Annotated in this window: 16 protein-coding genes; 4 read left to right on the forward strand and 12 right to left on the reverse strand. The window is 74.7% G+C overall.

Going from position 1 to position 17310, the window contains the following annotated elements:
- Nucleotides 1-4 precede the first annotated feature (4 nt).
- The 5 genes from CK505_RS10735 to CK505_RS10755 all read right to left on the reverse strand — a co-directional run bounded on the left by CK505_RS10735 (nucleotide 5) and on the right by CK505_RS10755 (nucleotide 6682).
- Nucleotides 5-1894 carry a heavy metal translocating P-type ATPase gene (locus CK505_RS10735; protein ID WP_095651050.1) on the reverse strand — a complete coding sequence of 630 codons (1890 nt, stop codon included), beginning with the start codon at nucleotides 1892-1894 and terminating at the stop codon, nucleotides 5-7.
- Nucleotides 1891-4308 (reverse strand): phosphoenolpyruvate synthase, encoded by a 2418-nt coding sequence (ppsA, locus tag CK505_RS10740; protein WP_095651051.1) that lies wholly within the window; start codon nucleotides 4306-4308, stop codon nucleotides 1891-1893. The genes CK505_RS10735 and ppsA overlap by 4 nt, the downstream gene beginning before the upstream one ends.
- A 1-nt stretch (nucleotide 4309) precedes the next feature.
- Nucleotides 4310-4735: a hypothetical protein gene (locus CK505_RS10745; protein WP_017832077.1), complete on the reverse strand. Its 426-nt coding sequence runs from the start codon at nucleotides 4733-4735 to the stop codon at nucleotides 4310-4312.
- 37 nt (nucleotides 4736-4772) lie between these two features.
- On the reverse strand, nucleotides 4773-5174 hold the full coding sequence (locus CK505_RS10750) for a hypothetical protein (protein WP_017832076.1): 402 nt from the start codon (nucleotides 5172-5174) through the stop codon (nucleotides 4773-4775).
- A 149-nt stretch (nucleotides 5175-5323) separates the two neighbouring features.
- A complete protein-coding gene (locus CK505_RS10755; protein WP_095651052.1) occupies nucleotides 5324-6682 on the reverse strand; it encodes a uracil-xanthine permease family protein in 1359 nt (452 codons plus the stop codon).
- Between the two features lie 182 nt (nucleotides 6683-6864).
- On the opposite strand from CK505_RS10755, the gene CK505_RS10760 reads away from it, so the two are divergent.
- Nucleotides 6865-7926, forward strand: coding sequence for an iron-containing redox enzyme family protein (locus tag CK505_RS10760; protein ID WP_176337933.1), 1062 nt, complete (start codon nucleotides 6865-6867; stop codon nucleotides 7924-7926).
- The gene (locus CK505_RS19065; RefSeq protein WP_095651054.1) at nucleotides 7923-8234 is read left to right on the forward strand and encodes a CDGSH iron-sulfur domain-containing protein; all 312 of its coding nucleotides are present in this window, start codon (nucleotides 7923-7925) and stop codon (nucleotides 8232-8234) included. The genes CK505_RS10760 and CK505_RS19065 overlap by 4 nt, the downstream gene beginning before the upstream one ends.
- Before the next feature lie 3 nt (nucleotides 8235-8237).
- Here the strand turns inward: CK505_RS19065 and CK505_RS10770 are convergent, their stop codons facing one another.
- The 5 genes from CK505_RS10770 to CK505_RS10790 form a co-directional block, all read right to left on the reverse strand.
- The gene (locus CK505_RS10770; RefSeq protein WP_081994338.1) at nucleotides 8238-9122 is read right to left on the reverse strand and encodes an ABC transporter permease; all 885 of its coding nucleotides are present in this window, start codon (nucleotides 9120-9122) and stop codon (nucleotides 8238-8240) included.
- Nucleotides 9119-10300, reverse strand: coding sequence for an ABC transporter substrate-binding protein (locus CK505_RS10775; RefSeq protein WP_035925956.1), 1182 nt, complete (start codon nucleotides 10298-10300; stop codon nucleotides 9119-9121). Before CK505_RS10775 ends, CK505_RS10770 begins: the two co-directional genes overlap by 4 nt.
- Nucleotides 10297-11049, reverse strand: a complete 753-nt coding sequence (locus tag CK505_RS10780; RefSeq protein WP_229588180.1) for an ABC transporter ATP-binding protein — start codon at nucleotides 11047-11049, stop codon at nucleotides 10297-10299. Before CK505_RS10780 ends, CK505_RS10775 begins: the two co-directional genes overlap by 4 nt.
- Entirely contained in the window at nucleotides 11025-12116 is a 1092-nt protein-coding gene (locus CK505_RS10785) for an acyl-CoA dehydrogenase family protein (protein ID WP_095651055.1), read from the reverse strand. The genes CK505_RS10780 and CK505_RS10785 overlap by 25 nt, the downstream gene beginning before the upstream one ends.
- Before the next feature lie 125 nt (nucleotides 12117-12241).
- Nucleotides 12242-12775 (reverse strand): DUF4242 domain-containing protein, encoded by a 534-nt coding sequence (locus tag CK505_RS10790; RefSeq protein WP_095651056.1) that lies wholly within the window; start codon nucleotides 12773-12775, stop codon nucleotides 12242-12244.
- 226 nt (nucleotides 12776-13001) lie between these two features.
- Here CK505_RS10790 and CK505_RS10795 point away from each other — a divergent pair, with 226 nt between their 5' ends.
- Nucleotides 13002-13700, forward strand: a complete 699-nt coding sequence (locus CK505_RS10795; RefSeq protein WP_052132863.1) for a metal-dependent transcriptional regulator — start codon at nucleotides 13002-13004, stop codon at nucleotides 13698-13700.
- Here the strand turns inward: CK505_RS10795 and pgm are convergent.
- A complete protein-coding gene (gene pgm, locus CK505_RS10800) occupies nucleotides 13690-15324 on the reverse strand; it encodes a phosphoglucomutase (alpha-D-glucose-1,6-bisphosphate-dependent) (RefSeq protein WP_095651057.1) in 1635 nt (544 codons plus the stop codon). The two genes, CK505_RS10795 and pgm, sit on opposite strands and share 11 nt — an antisense overlap.
- A 174-nt stretch (nucleotides 15325-15498) precedes the next feature.
- On the opposite strand from pgm, the gene CK505_RS10805 reads away from it, so the two are divergent.
- A complete protein-coding gene (locus CK505_RS10805; protein ID WP_017832065.1) occupies nucleotides 15499-15690 on the forward strand; it encodes a hypothetical protein in 192 nt (63 codons plus the stop codon).
- On the opposite strand, the gene CK505_RS10810 is transcribed toward CK505_RS10805, so the two are convergent.
- Nucleotides 15687-17198, reverse strand: a complete 1512-nt coding sequence (locus CK505_RS10810) for an amidase (RefSeq protein WP_095651058.1) — start codon at nucleotides 17196-17198, stop codon at nucleotides 15687-15689. The two genes, CK505_RS10805 and CK505_RS10810, sit on opposite strands and share 4 nt — an antisense overlap.
- Between the last annotated feature and the right edge of the window lie 112 nt (nucleotides 17199-17310).

Consider the following 17310-nt stretch of genomic DNA (forward strand, 5'->3'; position numbering starts at 1 on the left):
CCGGTCACCGTTCGCCGCGGGGCCCGCGGAGGGCGCGCAGGGCGTTGAGGATGGCCAGGAGGTCCACGACCTCCTGGCTGAGGGCGCCGAAGATCGCGGGGATCGCCCCGGTGGCGGCCACGAGCATGAGCACCACGGACAGGGCGATGCCCAGCCAGATGCTCTGCAGTGCCACCTGCATGGTGCGCCGGCCGATCCGCACCGCCGTCGCGGTCCTGGCGAGGTCCTCGGTGAGGATCACGACGTCGGCGGACTCACTGGCGGCGGTCGCGCCCCGGGCGCCCATCGCGACGCCGACGTCGGCGGCGGCGAGCACGGGGGCGTCGTTGACGCCGTCGCCGACCATGAGCACCGGACGGTGCGGGGCGCTGCGGACGGTGCGGACCTTGTCCTCGGGCAGGCACTCGGGCAGCACCCGGGTGATGCCCAGCGCCGCGGCGACGTGCTCCACGGTGGCGCGGGCGTCACCGCTGAGCACGAGGATCTCCCGGACCCCGAGCGCGGTCAGCTCGGCCATCGTGGCCGCCGCGTCCTCGCGCACCTGGTCGCTCATCACCAGGGTGCCGGCGAAGCGGCCGTCCACGGCCACGTAGACGGCCAGCTCGCCCGGCCCGAGCGCCTGCTCGACCACGTCCGGGGCGGAGCGGGCCACGTGGGCGCGCTTGCCGACCACCACCCGGCGTCCCTCCACGGTGGCGGTGACCCCGTGGGTCGCCTCCTCGTGGGCCTCCTCGGCCGGGGCCGGCGCGAGCCCCCGGGTGAGCGCGGCGTCCCGCACCGAGGCGGAGAGCACGTGGGAGGAGTACTGCTCGGCGGACGCCGTCAGGCGCAGCAGCTCCTCCTCCGGGAACGGGGGGCGGGCGTGGACGGCCAGCAGCTCGGGGCGGCCGTAGGTGATCGTCCCGGTCTTGTCGAAGGCCACGGTGCGCACCGCGGCGAGCCGCTCGAGGGTCCCGGCGTTCTTGATGATGACGCCGTTGCGCGCCGCCCGGCTCATCCCGCCCAGGAACGCCACGGGGGCGGCGATCAGCAGCGGGCAGGGGGTGGCCACCACGAGCACCTCCGCGAAGACCACCGGGTCCCCGTGGTACCACCACGCCAGCCCGGCCACGAGGAGGGCGAACGCGGTGAAGGGCACGGCGTAGCGGTCGGCCAGGCGCACCACCGGCGCTCGGGACTCCGCGGCCTCCCGCACCATCGCCACGATCTGGGAGTACTGGCTGTCCGCCGCGGTGGCGGTGGCCCGCAGCACCACGGCCTGCTGCTCGTTGAGGACGCCCGAGAGCACCGGCTCCCCGGCGCGGCGGGTCACGGGCAGGCTCTCCCCGGTGATGGAGGACTCGTCGAAGTCGGCCTCCGCGCCGACCAGGCACCCGTCCACGGGGACGACCTCGGCGGGGCGGACCAGCAGCTCGTCCCCGGGGCGGACCTCCTCGACCGGGACGTCCTCGACGGACCCGTCCGGGTGCCGCCGGTGGGCCAGCACCGGAGCCCGCTCGAGCAGCGCGTTGAGCTCCTTGCGGGCCCGGTTCGCCGCGTAGTCCTCGAGGGCCTGGCCACCGGTGAGCATGAGGACCACCACGAGGGACGCCAGGTACTCGCCGACCGCCACGGTCGAGCTGATCGCCGTGACGGCCAGCAGGTCCACGCCCCAGTGCCCGGCGACGACGTCCGCGACCATGCCCCACGCCACCCGGGCGGCCACGACCAGGGCCCACCCGGAGCCCAGCCACTGCGCCGGCCCCGGCTGCCCGGCGACCAGCAGTCCCACGACCACGGCGCCCACGGCCAGGGTCACGGCCACGAGCGGATAGCGCCGCGGGAACTCGAGCAGCCGTCCCGCGCGGCCGGGCTCGACGTCCAGGTCGGGGCGTGCGCCCACCGAGAGGCTCATGCGTCCATTGTGCCCCCGGGCCCGGCCGCGAGGCGCCGCTCGGTCTCGGCGATCCGCCGCGCGGTGCGCAGGAAGCTGTCCGGGTTCAGGGAGATCGAGTCGATCCCCTCCCGCACCAGGAACTCGGCGAAGTCGGGGTGGTTGCTGGGCCCCTGGCCGCAGATGCCGATGGGGATGCCCGCGGCGTGGGCCTTGCGGATCGCCTCGCTGATCATCCGGGTCACGGCCTCGTCCCGCTCGTCGAACAGCGCCCGCAGGGCCTCCGCGTCCCGGTCCACCCCCAGGACGAGCTGCGTGAGGTCGTTGGAGCCGATGGAGAAGCCGTCGAACCGCGTGGCGAACTGCTCTGCCAGGACCACGTTGGAGGGGATCTCGCACATCATGTACACCTTCAGGCCGTGCCGCCCGCGCTCGAGGCCGTGCTCGGCCATCGTGGCCAGGACCCGGTCCGCCTCGCCCACGGTGCGGCAGAAGGGAACCATGACCACCACGTTGTCGAAGCCGATGCGCTCGCGCACCCGCCGCAGCGCCCGGCACTCGAGGGCGAAGCCCTCCCGGTACCGGGGGTCGTAGTAGCGGGAGGCCCCCCGGAAGCCGAGCATCGGGTTCTCCTCGGGCTCCTCGAAGGCCGCCCCGCCCACGAGGTGGGCGTACTCGTTGGACTTGAAGTCGCTGAGCCGCACGATCACCGGCCGGGGGTGGTACGGGGCGGCGAGCTTGGCGAGGCCCAGCGCCAGCGTCTGCACGAAGTACTCCTGGCCGTCCGGGAAGCCCGCCGTCAGCTCCGCGATCCGCCGGCGGTCCGCCTCGTCCCGGACCCGCTCCGGGTGAACGAGGGCCATGGGATGGACCTCGACGATGTTGTTGACGACGAACTCCATCCGGGCCAGACCCACCCCGTCGGCCGGCAGCCGCCACCAGCGGAAGGCCGCGGCGGGGCTCGCCACGTTGACCATGATCGCGGTGCGCGACTCCGGCAGCTCCCCGAGGTCGACCTCCTCGACGTCGAACGGGAGGGTGCCCTCGTAGACCGTGCCCCGGTCGCCCGCCGCGCAGGAGACCGTCAGCTCCTGGCCCTCCGGGATGGTCCGCGAGGCGTCCCCGGTGCCGACGACGGCGGGCAGGCCCAGCTCCCGGCTGACGATCGCCGCGTGACTGGTGGTCCCGCCGTGGTCGGTGACGATCGCGGCGGCGCGCTTCATCACCGGGACCCAGTCCGGGTCCGTCATCTCGGTGACGAGCACCGACCCGTCCCGGAAGGACTCGATGTCCGCCGCGGTGCGGACCACGCAGGCCGGGCCGGTGGCCACGGCGTCCCCGACCGCGGCGCCCACCGCGAGCACGCGCCCCTCGCCCCGGAGGTGGTGGATCGTGAAGCGGGTCCCGCTGCGACCGGCCTGGACGGTCTCCGGCCTGGCCTGCAGGAGGAACAGCTCTCCCGTCAGCCCGTCCTTCGCCCACTCCAGGTCCATGGGGCGGCCGTAGTGGTCCTCGACGAGCACGGCCCAGCGGCCGAGCCGCAGGACGTCGTCGTCGCCGAGCACCCACGCCTGCCGCTCCGCGGGGGAGGTCTGCACGAGCCGGGTGGCGGCGGCCCCGGCAGGGGCGTCGTCGTCGTGGACGAGCTTGTGCAGCTTGGCCCCCCGGGTCCGCTCCACGATCGGGGCCTCCGCCACGTCGAGGAGGGGCTTGAACACGAGGTACTTGTCCGGGTCCGCGGTGCCCTGCACGACCGTCTCGCCCAGGCCCCACGTCGCGCTGATCACGGCCACGCGCGGGAAGCCGCTCTCGGTGTCGATCGAGAACATCACCCCGGAGCAGCCGAGGTCCGCCCGGACCATCTCCTGCACGCCGACGGACAGGGCGACGGCGAGGTGGTCGAACCCCTTGAGCTCCCGGTAGGTGATGGCCCGGTCCGTGAACAGGGACGCGTAGCACCGCCGGCACGCCTCCAGCAGCTCGTCCTCGCCGACCACGTTGAGGAACGTCTCCTGCTGGCCGGCGAAGCTCGCGTCCGGGAGGTCCTCGGCGGTCGCGCTGCTGCGCACGGCCACGGACAGCCCGGCGCGGCCCGTGCGCGCGGAGAGCTCCCGGTAGAACTGCCGGATCTGCCGTGCCGTCCCCGCGGGGAACTCGCCGCGCAGGAACAGCTCGCGCACGGCGGCGCCGGTCTCCCGCAGCGTGGCACGGCCCGCGCGGTGGTCCTCGAGCCGGTCCCGGAGGGCGGGCCCGATCCCGTTGGCCTCCACGTAGGACCGGTACGCGTCCGCGGTGGTCGCGAAGCCCCCCGGCACGCGCACCCCCCGCGAGGCCAGCTCCCGGACCATCTCCCCGAGGGAGGCGTTCTTGCCGCCCACCCGGGGGACGTCCGCGATCCCGAGCTCCTCGAACCAGTGGACCTCGGGGGCGGCCACGTCAGCTCCTCCGGCTCAGCAGGTCCGCGCAGGCCTCGTCGCACCGCTCGCACGCCTCGGCCACGAGGGCGCAGTGCTCGTAGACCTCGGCGTGCCGCCGGCACGCGTCCCGGCACGCCCGGGCCGCGGCCCCGCACGCCTCGAGCAGCGGCACCAGCACGGCCCGGCCGTCCCCGGGCTCCGGGAAGCCGAGGCGGGCCAGCACCTGGGCGGTGGCCGAGCCGATCACCGCGCAGTCCTGCTCGGCGCGCAGGCAGTCGCGGAGGTCCGCGACGGCGTCCTCCTCCACGCAGGCGTCGGCGCCGATCCGGCAGATCTGGGCGGCCTCGAGGCACGCCTCGATGCACCGGACCTCCGCCGCCCGCTCCTCGCGCGCGAGCTCGGGGGCGGCGGGGTGCGCCATCAGGGCGCGGCTGATCGTGCTCACGGGGTGTCCTCCCTCTGGTGGGACGGTACGGGCCGGTTCAGCCCGCGAGGCGGGACCGCGGGGCGGCTCCGCTCCGTGCCCCCCGGCGCGCGGGCTCCGGGGCCCCGGGGCGGCGGCGGGCGTTCGCCCACCCGGCGAGCCGGGTCACGGTGCCGTGGCCGGGGAGCTCGGCGGGGAGGACGAAGTCGACGGCGGGCGTGCCGCGCACCGCGTCCTCGTGCTCCGCGGCCCAGCGCAGCAGGTCCACGGCGACCGGTTCGACGTGGTGGGCGGTGGTGAGGTCCACGACCACGGCGATGTCCGGGGCGAGGGTGCGGGCACGGCGGACGAGGGGGCACAGGGCCCGGTGGTTGAGCTCGGTGACGCACCCGCTGACGACGAGCCGGATGTGCCGGCCGTCGAGGTCGACCTGGACGAGAACGGACGGTTTGTGGTGCATGGTCTCTCCCCTGCAGCTCGTGGTGCGCGGCCGGCTGCTCGGCCCTCCCGCACTCCACGCTAGGGGAAAGGAGACCTGGGTCACCAAGAAAGGCGGCCCCTCACCGGCACATTTCGTCTACCGACGAGTAGAGGGGTGTCCGGCGCAGCTCAGCCCAGGGGGGAGGGCAGCCGCGTGGTGTCGGGGGCGAGCGGGTCGCTGCCCACCGTCCCCCGCACGCGGGCCAGGAACGACATGAGGTGGTAGACCACGAGCGTGGCTGCCGTGCCGAGGGCGATGCCCGCGAACTGCAGCCCGGAGGCCTCCCACGTGTAGTCGGCGATCCCGATGATCATGGCCACCGCGGCGGTGGTGAGGTTGACCGGGTTCGAGAAGTCCACGCGGTTCTGCACCCAGATCCGCACGCCGAGCATGCCGATCATCCCGTACAGCACCGTGGCGGCCCCGCCCAGGACCCCTGCGGGGACCGTGGCCACGGCGGCGCCGAAGACCGGGAAGACGCTCAGCAGGATCGCCACCACGGCGGCGACCCAGTAGGCCGCCGTCGAGTAGACGCGCGTGGCCGCCATGACGCCGATGTTCTCGGCGTAGGTCGTGGTGCCCGAGCCGCCGCCCGAGCCGGCGATCATGGTGGCGAGCCCGTCGGACATGATCGCCCGCCCCATGTACGGGTCGAGGTCGTCGCCGGTCATGAGCGCCACGGACTTCACGTGCCCGATGTTCTCGGCGACCAGCACGAGGATGACGGGGACGAACAGGCCCATCAGGGGCAGGTGGAACTCGGGGGTCTGGAACGGGGGCAGCCCGAAGAGGCCCTGCTGCTGCCAGGCGGTGTCGATCCGGCTGAAGTCCACCTCGTCGCGCAGCACCGCGGTGACGTACCCGATGGCCACGCCCAGCAGGATCGACAGGCGCCCGGGCATGCCGCGGAAGAGCACCGAGACGAGGATGATGGAGGACAGCGTCACCAGCGCGGTGACGGGGGCCTCCATGAAGTTGTCCTTCGCGGACGGCGCCAGGTTGAACCCGATGAGCGCCACGATGGTGCCCGTGACCAGCGGCGGCATGAGCTTCTGGAGCCAGGCGGTGCCCGCGAACTGCACCACCAGGCCGATGAGGAACAGCGCCGCGCCGGCCATGAGGACCCCGCCCAGCGCGCCGCCGGGACCGTACTGGTTCATCGAGGCGGTGATGGGGGCGATGAAGGCGAAGGACGAGCCGAGGTAGGAGGGGACCCGGCCGGCGGTGACCACCAGGAACAGGATCGTGCCCACGCCGGAGAAGAACAGCGTGGTGGACGGCGGGAAGCCCGTGATCAGCGGCACCAGGAACGTGGCGCCGAACATGGCGACCACGTGCTGCGCGCCGATGGTGACCGTCCGGGGCCAGGTGAGCCGCTCGCGCGGCCTGACGACCTCCCCGGCAGTGACGGTGCGGCCGTCGCCGTGGAGGCGCCAGCCCAGGCCGAGGCGGGTGGCGATGGTGCGTCCGGGCACGGGGGAACTCATGCGGGTCTCCTCGACGGCGGGGTGGGAGCCCGGATCCGGGCCTCCACCACTGTACTCGGTGCCCCGCCGGGCGGAGCGGGGGGCCGGACCCGGCGCTGTCGGAGGCCGTCCATATGATCAGCACGGTGATGGAAACTATGATGGTGGGCGATCACCCCCCGCACCCGGACAGGAGTCGACACATGCGTCAGCCACAGCCACGAGGGCCGCTCGGCGAGGACCTCCTCGCGGTGCTCCGGGAGGAGCCCGGCACCCCCGGGGCCGAGGCCCGGGCCGGGGCGCTGCCGGCGACCGCCCGCGCCGCCGTGTCCCGCGCGGACGGCGTGCTCGCCGACGACGACGTCCAGCTCAGCCTGTTCGTCCTGCACGCCCTGCACTACCAGGGCGTCGACGGGGTCGACGACCGCTGGGAGAGCGACCCCGAGCTGCTGCGCGCGCGGGAGGTCCTCTCCGGCGCGCTCGAGGCCGAGCTGCGCGCGGAGCTGCCCGCCGACACCGTGCCCGGCACGCCGCAGGCGGTCGCCGACGCCCTGTTCGCCATCGCCGCCGACGACGACGGGCCGAGCCTCGCGCGCCACCTCTCCGGCCGGGCGGACGCCGAGCAGGCCCGGGAGTTCCTGCAGCTGAAGTCCGTCTACCAGCTCATGGAGGGCGACCCGCACACCTGGGGCATCCCCCGGCTGAGCGGCCGGGCGAAGGCCGGCCTGATCGAGATCCAGGTCGACGAGTACGGCGGCGGCGACGCCGCGCGCATGCACTCGGCCCTGTTCGCGGCCGGGATGCGCGAGGCCGGCCTCGACGACTCCTACGGCAGCGCCGTGGACCGGGTGCCCGCCGAGTGGCTCGCCGGGGTCAACACCGTCACGATGTTCGGTCTGCACCGCCGGCTGCGCGGCGCGGTGGTGGGGCACCTGGCGATGTACGAGATGACGTCGTCGGTGCCCTCCAAGTTCCTGGCGCGCGGCTTCCACCGCCTGGGACTGCCCGCCGCGGCGGCGTTCTACGACGAGCACGTCGAGGCCGACGCCGCCCACGAGCAGATCGCGGCCCGGGACATGGCCGGCGGCCTCGTGGTCGACGAGCCCGCCGTCGCGGCGGACGTCTTCTTCGGCGCGCGCTGCGTCCTGCACCTGGACGCGCTCGCCGCCCGCCACGCGCTCGCGCGGTGGGAGGCGGGGGAGTCCGCGCTGCGCCCGGCCGCGGCGGAGCCGTCCCGGCGCGGCGCCGCGGAGCTCGTCCGGTGAGCGCGGCGCACCGCCCCGAGGACGTCCGGGCGGTCCTGGGCCCCGCCCCGGCCGCCGAGCCCGTGCCCGAGTCTGCGCCGGTGCCCGACCCCGGACCGGCCGCTGCTGCCGGGTCCGGCGCGGCGGCGACGATCACCGTGTGCCCCGACGGCCCGCTGCTGGTGCGCGGGGGCTACGAGCTGCTGGACGGCGACGACCGGCCCATCGACCCCGGGCGCGCCACCGTGGCGCTGTGCCGCTGCGGGGCGTCGTCCATCAAGCCGTTCTGCGACGGCTCGCACAAGCGGGCCCGGTTCCGGGCCCGCTGAGGCTCAGCGGCGCGGTCCCGGCTCGCGCAGCAGCCACTGGGCGAGCTGGTCCAGCGCCATGCCCAGCAGGCCGATGACGAGGATCACCACGAGCATCTCGTCGTAGGCCAGCCGGTCCCGGGCGTTGAGGATCTCGTAGCCCAGGCCGCTGCTGACCCCGAGCATCTCGGCCGGCACGATGACCACCCACGAGATCCCCAGGGCCAGCCGCACCCCGGTCATGACGAACGGCCGGATGCTGGGCAGCACCACGGTGCGCAGCCGCTCGACCGGGGTGGCCCCGAGCGTCTCGGCGACCCGCAGGTGCAGCGGGTCCAGGGCCTTGACGCCGGCGGCCGTGTTCATGGTGATCGGCCAGACCGCGGCGGCAGCCACGAGGAAGACGACGGGGGCGTTGCCCACCCCCAGCAGCGCCACGGCCACCGGCGCCCAGGACAGCGGGGAGACCATGCGCAGGAACTGCACCACCGGGGCGCTGGTCCACCGGAAGCGGCGGTAGGAGCCGATGAGCAGGCCCAGCGGCACGCCCAGGCCCGTGGCCACGGCCAGCCCGCACAGCAGGCGCCACAGGCTGGTCAGGCCGTCCTGGACCACCACCCCCCGCTCGGCCAGCGAGGCCACCGCACCGGGCATGCGCTCGGGCTGGAAGGAGGCGATCATGGTGTTCGCCCCGGCCGCGGCGTGCGTGAACGCCCACCACACGGCGATCGTGACCAGCACCCCGAAGGCCCCCCAGGCCGGGCCGGTCCAGCGGGACCCGGTGCGCCGGGGCGTCCGCGCCGGGGCGGGGCCCGCCGGACCGGTCCCGGCCGGAGCGCCGCGGGCGGCGTCGTCGAGGTCGGTGGGGGACGCCGGGGTGTCGTGCGGGGCGGGGTGCGGCGCGCTCATGCGCTGATCTCCTCGGTCCGGGTGGTGCCGGTCATGCCGAAGGCGGCGAGTCCGCCTGCCTTCTCGATGCTGCGGGTCACGAGCGTGTCGTCGACGAGCTCGCGGTGCACGAGCGCCGGGTCCAGTCCGTCGAGGAACCCCGCCGGGGCGTCGACGACGGTGTCCTGCATGGCGCGGACCAGCTCCTCGGTGAAGCTCGCGTACGGGTATGGCCGGAAGTCCAGGCGCTCGCCGTGCCAGTCCGGGTGGTGCAGGGCGTCCCCGTGCGCGGCGGCGGAGTAGGTCAGGGCCTGCTCGATCACGGGCCGGGGCTGGGGGAGGTAGCCGGCGGCCAGCAGCGCCGCGGTCTCGGGGCGGTTCTGCCGGGCCCAGGCCTGGGCCCGGACGAGGGCGTCCATGAACCCGGCGGCGTGCGCGGGGCGGTTGCGCAGGAGCTCGCCGCGCATCATGGTCACGCAGCACGCGTGGTCGCGCCACACGTCGCCGAGGAAGCGGTGGATGTGCCCCACCTGCCGCGCCTCCGCGGCGGCGTTGAACGGGTCGGCCACCACGTATCCGCCGATCACGCCGTTGTTCAGCGCGGGGAGCATGTCCGAGGGCGCCATGGGCAGCAGGGCCACCGTGCGCCGCGCCCGGGACGGGTTCTCGCGCATCACCGGGGTCAGGCCCGCGGACCGCAGCAGCTTCTGGACCACCACGTTGTGCACGGACCACCACGCCGGGATCGCCACGGACTCCCCGGCCAGGTCGGCGATCTCCGCCACGTCCGGGCGGACCGTGAGGGCGGAGCCGTTGGTGTGGTTCCACGCGGTGATCCGCACGTCGGCCCGCAGCCCGTAGCGCATGTACAGGGCCATGGGCATCAGCAGGTGGATCGCGTCCACCTTGCCCGCCACGAACGCCTCGGACAGCGAGGACCAGCTGCGGAAGAGCACGGGGTCGGCCACGGGGACGGCGGCGTCCTCGTAGTACCCGTTGGCGTGGGCGACCAGCAGGGGGGAGGCGTCCGTGATCGGGAGGTACCCGATCCGCACCGGGCGCTCCGGGTCGGCCGCGCCGCGCGCCTCCTGCTGGCTGTCCGCGTAGAGGGAGCCCGCGCCCCAGCCGAGCCCGGTGAGGGCCGCGGCCCCCGCCCCGGCCCGCAGCAGGACCCGCCGGCTCGGCCCGCCGGCGCTCATATGACCCAGTTCCCGGAGCCGTCGTCGGCCCCGCGGTAGTGGGCGAGGATCTGCTCGGCCGTCGTGCCGTCCTGCGCCGGGACCCACTGCCGGCGGAAGCCGCGCGGACCGGCGAAGAAGCCGATCCGGTCGCCGAGGGTGATGGCCTCGTCGACGTCGTGGGTCACGAGGAAGACCGTCAGGTCCAGCTCGGTCGCGAGCCCGCGCAGCCACAGCTGGAGGTCCTTGCGGGTCGCCGGGTCCAGGGCGCTGAACGGCTCGTCGAGCAGCAGCACGTCGGGGCGCACCGCGAGCGCGCGGCCCACCGACACCCGCTGGGCCTGCCCGCCGGAGAGCTCCTGGACGGGGGTGTGCGCGAGCGGGACCAGGCCGAGGATCTCGAGCAGGTCGTCCACGCGGGCGTCCTCGAAGCGGTCCCGGTTGCGCCGGTACCGCCCGCCGAGGGCGATGTTCTGGCGCACCGACAGCCAGGGGAACAGCCCGGGGTCCTGGAAGACGACGGCGAAGCGCTCATCGGCGCAGCCGAACTCGATGCTGCCCCCGTCCAGGGGCTCGAGCCCCGCGATCGCCCGCAGCAGCGTGGACTTCCCGGACCCGCTGGGGCCCAGCACCGCGAACGTCTCGCCGCTGCGCAGGGTCAGGTCCACCCCGTCGAGGGCGGGCGCGGAGGCCCCCGGGTAGCTCTTGCGCAGCCCGCGGACGGTGAGCGCCGGCGCGGCCCGGCTCAGGCCAGGTTCTGCAGCACCCACCGCAGGTGACCTTCCGTGGGGGACTGCACGGGCAGGAACGCGGCCTCGCGGGCCCGGCGGGCGGTGGGGGAGGACATGGCGTAGCCGCGCCCGCCCACGACCTTCCCCTCGATCCGGGTCGCCCGGCCCGTGAGCAGCGCGGCGTCCAGCCTGAGGGAGAACAGCTCCCGGGGGGCGGTCTCCCGGGGCGCCTCCGCCAGGCGCAGGAGGTCGGCGCGCAGGCGGCGGTACTCGGCGGTCGCCTCCTCGAGCTCCTCCCGGAACACCTCGGCGACGCCCTGCAGGGCCTCGTGCGCGGCGGTCAGCGCGGCGGCCGAGAGGCCGAGGCAGAAGGCGGTCTGCAACAGCAGGAACGGGCCGCGGACGGCGGCGAGGAAGGACGGGACGTCCTCGCTCAGCAGGTCCTCGGCGGGGTCGACGGCCACGCCCTCGAGGACGAGAACGCCCGAGGCCGTCGCGTTGAGCGCCATCAGGTTCTCGAGCAGGCGCACCGTCACCCCCGGTGCCAAGACCCGGGTCCGGACCACCACGCGGGTGCCGTCCTCCCGGACGGCGGGCAGGACCACGACGCCCTCGGGGTACAGGTTGGAGGCCCACGGCACGGTGCCGTCGAGGACCGGTCCCGCCGCGCCGGCGGTCAGCGTCACGGGGATCTCGCCGATGCCGGCGGCGTCCTTGAAGGCCGGCGCCATCGCCGAGCAGCCGGGCGCGGCCCCGGAGCGCACGTCCGCGGGGATCTCCGTCCCGGTGGCGGCGAGGTACTCGACGGTCGCCCGGTGGGCCCACAGGGAGAACGCCGTGGCGGTGCACTCGGTGGCGAGGTCGAACACGACGGCCGCCTGCGGGGCCAGCGACCCGGTCAGGCCGAGGTCCAGGAGCCCCCGGGCGCCCAGCTCGCGCAGGGTCCCCAGCGGGGAGGCGGCGGCCGTGTCGACGTCGCGGGCCCGCGCCGCGGCGGTGCGGCGGACGAACTCGTGCTCGGGGTAGTCGACGAGCGGCGCGAGCAGGGGCCGGCTCTCGGGGTCCGGCCCGCCGGCCGTGGACGGGGAGCGCGTGGACTGGGTCATGGTCTTCCGTTCTGCCGGGGAGTGCGGGGCGGGGCTCGTCCGCTCGGCGGGCGGGCCCGGGCGTCGAAGCACGACGGCGGCCCCCGGCTCGCGGGGACCGCCGTGTCGTCGTGTGCTGCGGCCCGTCAAACGTTGAGCTTGAACAGCCGGTCGAACGGGGTGCCCACGGCCTGGCGGGCCCGCTCCACGGCCGCCTCGTCGGGGGCGTTGTAGAAGCACAGGCACTTGGCGGTGTCCTCGCGCACGTAGGTGCGCAGGAAGGAGACCTCGGGGACCTCGGCGTACTTCGGGGAGTTGGCCTTCTTGCGCGCCAGGTACTGCTCCATGGTGATCTCGGCGGGGATGTCCCACTCCACCAGGTACTGCGCGTCGCCCTTGAGCTTCTTGATGTCGTCGAGCTCGGCGCCCACGAGGCGGACGGCGTCGGGGCCGGTGACCTCCGCGGCGGCGTCCCCGGCGGCGGTGCGCACGATCTGGGCGAGGCCCTCGGCGCTGTCGGCCTCCACGATCACGAACACCCGTCCGTGGTCTGCCGTGACCTGGGACTCGATGAACTCGGCGCCCGCCGCGGAGACGGCCTCGGAGACCGTGGCGATGAGCTGGGTCACGGCGTCCTTGGACGCGGAGGCGGGAACGATCTCGAGCAGGTGGAGCGACATGGGGGTTCCTTCCGTCGGGTCGGGGCGGCGTCGTCGCCGCTCGGGCACTCCTGCCAGGCTAGGCTCCTGCCCCCGGAAGGTCCCGGGATCCGTCACACTTCGCAACACGGGGCGTCCGGGCGGGTTCTCCTCGTGCCGGGGGCTCGCAGGGTGCACAATGCGCCCCGGTCCGCCCGCCCGGGGTCGGCGCCGGGCGGCGCCGTCTGCGGGTCGCTAGCCTGGGGGAGTGCGCGCGGAAGAAGTGAACCGGTCCGTCCAGGACTGCCTGAAGACGGTCTGGCTGGCCCAGGAGTGGTCCTCGGACGCCGTGACCACCACCGGGCTGGCCCAGCGGCTGGGCCTGTCCCCGTCCACCGTGTCGGAGGCCGTCAAGAAGCTCACCGCGCAGGGGCTGCTGAGCCGGCCCGCCCACGGCGGGATCGTCCTCACCGACCGCGGTCGGGACGTCGCCGTCCAGATGGTGCGGCGCCACCGGATCCTCGAGGCGTTCCTCACCGGCCACCTGGGCTACTCCTGGGACGAGGTGCACGAGGAGGCCGAGGTCCTCGAGCACGCGGTGAGCGAGAAGTTCGTCGCCCGGCTGGACGCCCTCCTGGGCCATCCGGAGCGGGACCCGCACGGCGACCCGATCCCGCGGCGGGACGGCACCGTGCCGTCCGCCCCGGCCGTGCTCCTCGCCGACGTCGCCCCGGGCAGTCCCGTGGTGGTGGCCCGGGTCTCGGACGCGGATCCGGCCGTGCTGCGCCGGCTCGGAACCGCCGGCATCCGGCCGGGCACCGAGCTCGTGCTCGGCGAGCACCGGTTTCGCGCGGTGCCCGTGGTGCTGGACGGGGACGTCGTCGAGGTGGACGTCCTCGCCGCGGAGGCGGTCTGGGTCCGGCCCCGGGACCGGCCCGGACCGCCTCCGGGGCCCGTCAGGAGATGACGCCGTCCACCAGCGCCTTGGCCTCCCGCTGGACCTGCTGCAGGTGCTCCTCGCCGAGGAACGACTCCGCGTAGATCTTGTAGACGTCCTCCGTGCCGGACGGCCGGGCCGCGAACCACGCGTTCTTCGTGGTGACCTTCAGCCCGCCGATCGCCGCGCCGTTGCCGGGGGCGTTCGTGAGCTTCGCCGTGATCTGCTCGCCGGCCAGGGTGTCCGCCTCAACCTGGGCCGGGGAGAGCTTCTTCAGGGCGGCCTTCTGCTCCCGGCTCGCCGGGGCGTCGATGCGCTGGTAGACCGGGGCGCCGAACTCCTCGGTGAGCTCCGTGTAGCGCTGGGACGGGGTCTTGCCGGTGCGGGCCGTGATCTCCGAGGCCAGCAGGGCCAGGATGATCCCGTCCTTGTCGGTGGACCACACGGAGCCGTCCCGGCGCAGGAAGGACGCGCCCGCGGACTCCTCGCCGCCGAAGCCGATCGAGCCGTCCATCAGGCCGGGCACGAACCACTTGAAGCCCACCGGCACCTCCACGAGCTCGCGGCCCAGCGAGGCCGCCACCCGGTCGATGATCGAGGAGGACACCAGGGTCTTGCCGACCCCGGCGTCCGGGGACCAGCCGGTGCGCTCGCGGAAGAGGTAGTCGATCGCCACCGCCAGGTAGTGGTTCGGGTTCATCAGCCCCGCGTCCGGGGTCACGATGCCGTGGCGGTCGGTGTCGGCGTCGTTGCCGGTGGCGATGTCGTACTTGTCCCGGTTGCCGATGAGGGAGGCCATGGCGTTCGGGGAGGAGCAGTCCATCCGGATCTTCTCGTCCCAGTCGAGGGTCATGAACGCCCACTGCGGGTCCACCTGCGGGTTCACCACGGTCATGTTCAGCCCGAAGCGCTGGGCGATCTCGCCCCAGTAGGCCACGGAGGCCGAGCCCATGGGGTCCGCGCCGATGTGCAGGCCGGAGTCCCGGACCACGTCGAGGTCGACGACCTCCGGCAGCGTCCGCACGTACTCCTCGAGGAAGTCGTAGGCGCCCGTGGTCTCCGCCGCCCGCGCCCGCTCCAGGGAGACCCGGCGGACTCCGGACATGCCGTTCTCGAGGAACTGGTTGGCCCGCTGGGCGATCCACTCGGTGGCGTCGGAGTCCGCGGGGCCGCCGTTGGGCGGGTTGTACTTGAAGCCGCCGTCACCGGGCGGGTTGTGTGAGGGGGTGATGACGATGCCGTCGGCCACCGCCTCCGCCCGGCCCGCGTTGTGGGTCAGGATCGCGTGGGACAGCGCCGGGGTGGGCACGTAGCCGTCCCGGGAGTCCAGCAGGACGGTGACCTCGTTGGCGGCCAGCACCTCGAGCGCGGTGTCCTGCGCGGGCCCGGACAGGGCGTGGGTGTCCTTGCCCATGAACAGCGGGCCGGTGATCCGCTGGCCGGCGCGGTACTCCACGATGGCCTGCGTGATCGCCGCGATGTGCTGCTCGTTGAACGAGGCCTTGAGGGACGAGCCGCGGTGCCCTGACGTGCCGAACGCCACGCGCTGGTCCGGGTCCGAGGGGTCGGGCACGACGTCGGTGTAGGCGTCGAGGAGCTTGCCGAGGTCGACGAGGTCACTGGGTTGGGCGACGGTGCCCGCACGATTGGTCATGGCGCCCAACCTACCGCCGGGCGGCGGGCCCGCGGAGGCTGGCACGCGATCGGGTCGCCAGGTTTCGTGCTCCGTGCCGCGCGGGAGGTCCGCGCGGGGGTGGAGGAATCGCGGCCGGTGGGACAGGATGAGGGCACCAGACAGGGCAGGACCGAACGAGGAGGCAGGGACACCATGAGCGACGCACCCGGCGGGACGACCGAGGGCTCGGGCAAGGGCCCGGAGGGCACCGTTCCGGACAACGAGCAGGGCGTCGGGCTGACCACCGACGAGAACGCGACCGGCTTCGAGCCGGAGGAGGACCCCCAGGCGGCCACCGATCCGGACGACCCCGACTCGGAGGAGGAGGCCCTGGGCCACTCCTAGGCGGTGGCGCGGGGGCCGGGGCGGCCCTGGTCCTCGAGCTGGGCGACGACGGCGAGCAGCTGCGCCTCCGCGCTCGGGCGGCCGATGAGCTGGACGCCCATGGGCACGACCGGCCCGTCGTCGTCGCCCGCCGCGCGGGTCCACAGCGTCGGGACGGTCACCGCGGGCAGGCCCACGACGTTCACGACCGAGGTCCACGGCGTGTACGCGCACTGGCGCCGGTAGTCCTGGTCCGCGCCCGCGGGGTCCGCGAGGTCGTAGCCCTCCCAGTACCAGCCCAGCGGCCTCGGTGTCATGGCGAGCGCGGGCGTCAGGACCACGTCCCAGGCGCCGTAGGCCCGGACCACGTCCTGCTCGATCCGGCGCAGGACGCCCACGGCCTGCGCCAGCTCAACCGCTGACCGGCGCAGGGCGCGGGCGCGGAAGGCCCCCGCGAGGCCGGTGAGCCTCCCCGCCTGCTCGTCGTCCAGCGGGGCCGTGCCCATCGAGGTGGTCCACACGTCGAAGAAGGCCCCCGGGTACTCGGGGTCGTAGGACAGCTCGGCCTCCTCGACCTCGTGCCCGGCGGCCCGCAGCAGGGCGACGCCCGCATCGAGGGCGGCGCGGGCCTCCGGGGAGACCTCGATGTCCTGGACGGCGTCGAACGGGGAGGCGGTGCTCACCCCGATCCGCAGCGGCCGGTTTCCCCACGGGAGGTCGCCCCGCCGAGCCGCGCGCACACCGTCCAGGAAGGACCCCTGCGGGGCGGCACGGACCGCCCGCCGCACCACGTTGCCGTGCGCCGGGCCGGGCGCGGGGGCGCACAGGACGTCGAGCAGCAGCGCCGCGTCCTCGGCCGTGCGGGCGAGAGGCCCGTTCACCACGAGCTGGGCGGCGTCCGACTGCGCGTCCGCGGTGGGCACCCGGCCGCGGTTGGGCTTGAGCCCGACCAGCCCGCACACCGCCGCCGGGATGCGCACCGACCCGCCGCCGTCGGAGCCCGGCGCCACCGGGAGCAGACCCGCCGCCACGGCCACCGCCTGGCCGCCCGAGGAGCCGCCGGCCCCCGTGGACGGGTCGTGCGGGTTCCGGGCGGGCGGGGCCACGAGGTTCTCGGAGTAGCAGTTGAGGCCGAACTCGGGCACCTGGGTCTTGCCCAGGCACACCGCCCCGGACGCGCCGAGCAGGGCCGCGAGGTCGTCGTCGTCCTCCGCCACGGGCGCGCCGCCGCGCCGTCCGGTCACGGCGGCGGAACCGTAGGTGGTGGGCATCCCGGCGACGTCGTGCAGGTCCTTCACCGCGAGCGGCACGCCGTGCAGCGCTCTGCGGGCGGCCCCGGCGGGCAGGGCGTCGAGCGCGCGCGCCCGGTCGAGGGCGAGGTGCGCAGCGACGTGGACGAACGCCCCCAGCGCCGGATTGCGCGCCTCGATCCTGGCCAGGAAGTGCTCGGCGGTCTCCACCGCGCCCAGCTCGCCGCGCGCGAGCGCGTCCCGCAGCTGCACGGCGCTGAGGTCTCCGATCGAGGTCACGGCAGGCTCCTGTCCGACGGTCGCGCGGTCCCCGTCCGGGGCTCCGCAGGGCGCTGAGCCCAGGCTAGTAGGCTGGCGGCTGTCCGGACGTGCCCGCGCGCCCCGGTTTTCG

The sequence above is a fragment of the Kocuria sp. WN036 genome (assembly GCF_002287015.1).
GTDB classification, from domain to species: Bacteria; Actinomycetota; Actinomycetes; order Actinomycetales; family Micrococcaceae; genus Kocuria; species Kocuria rosea.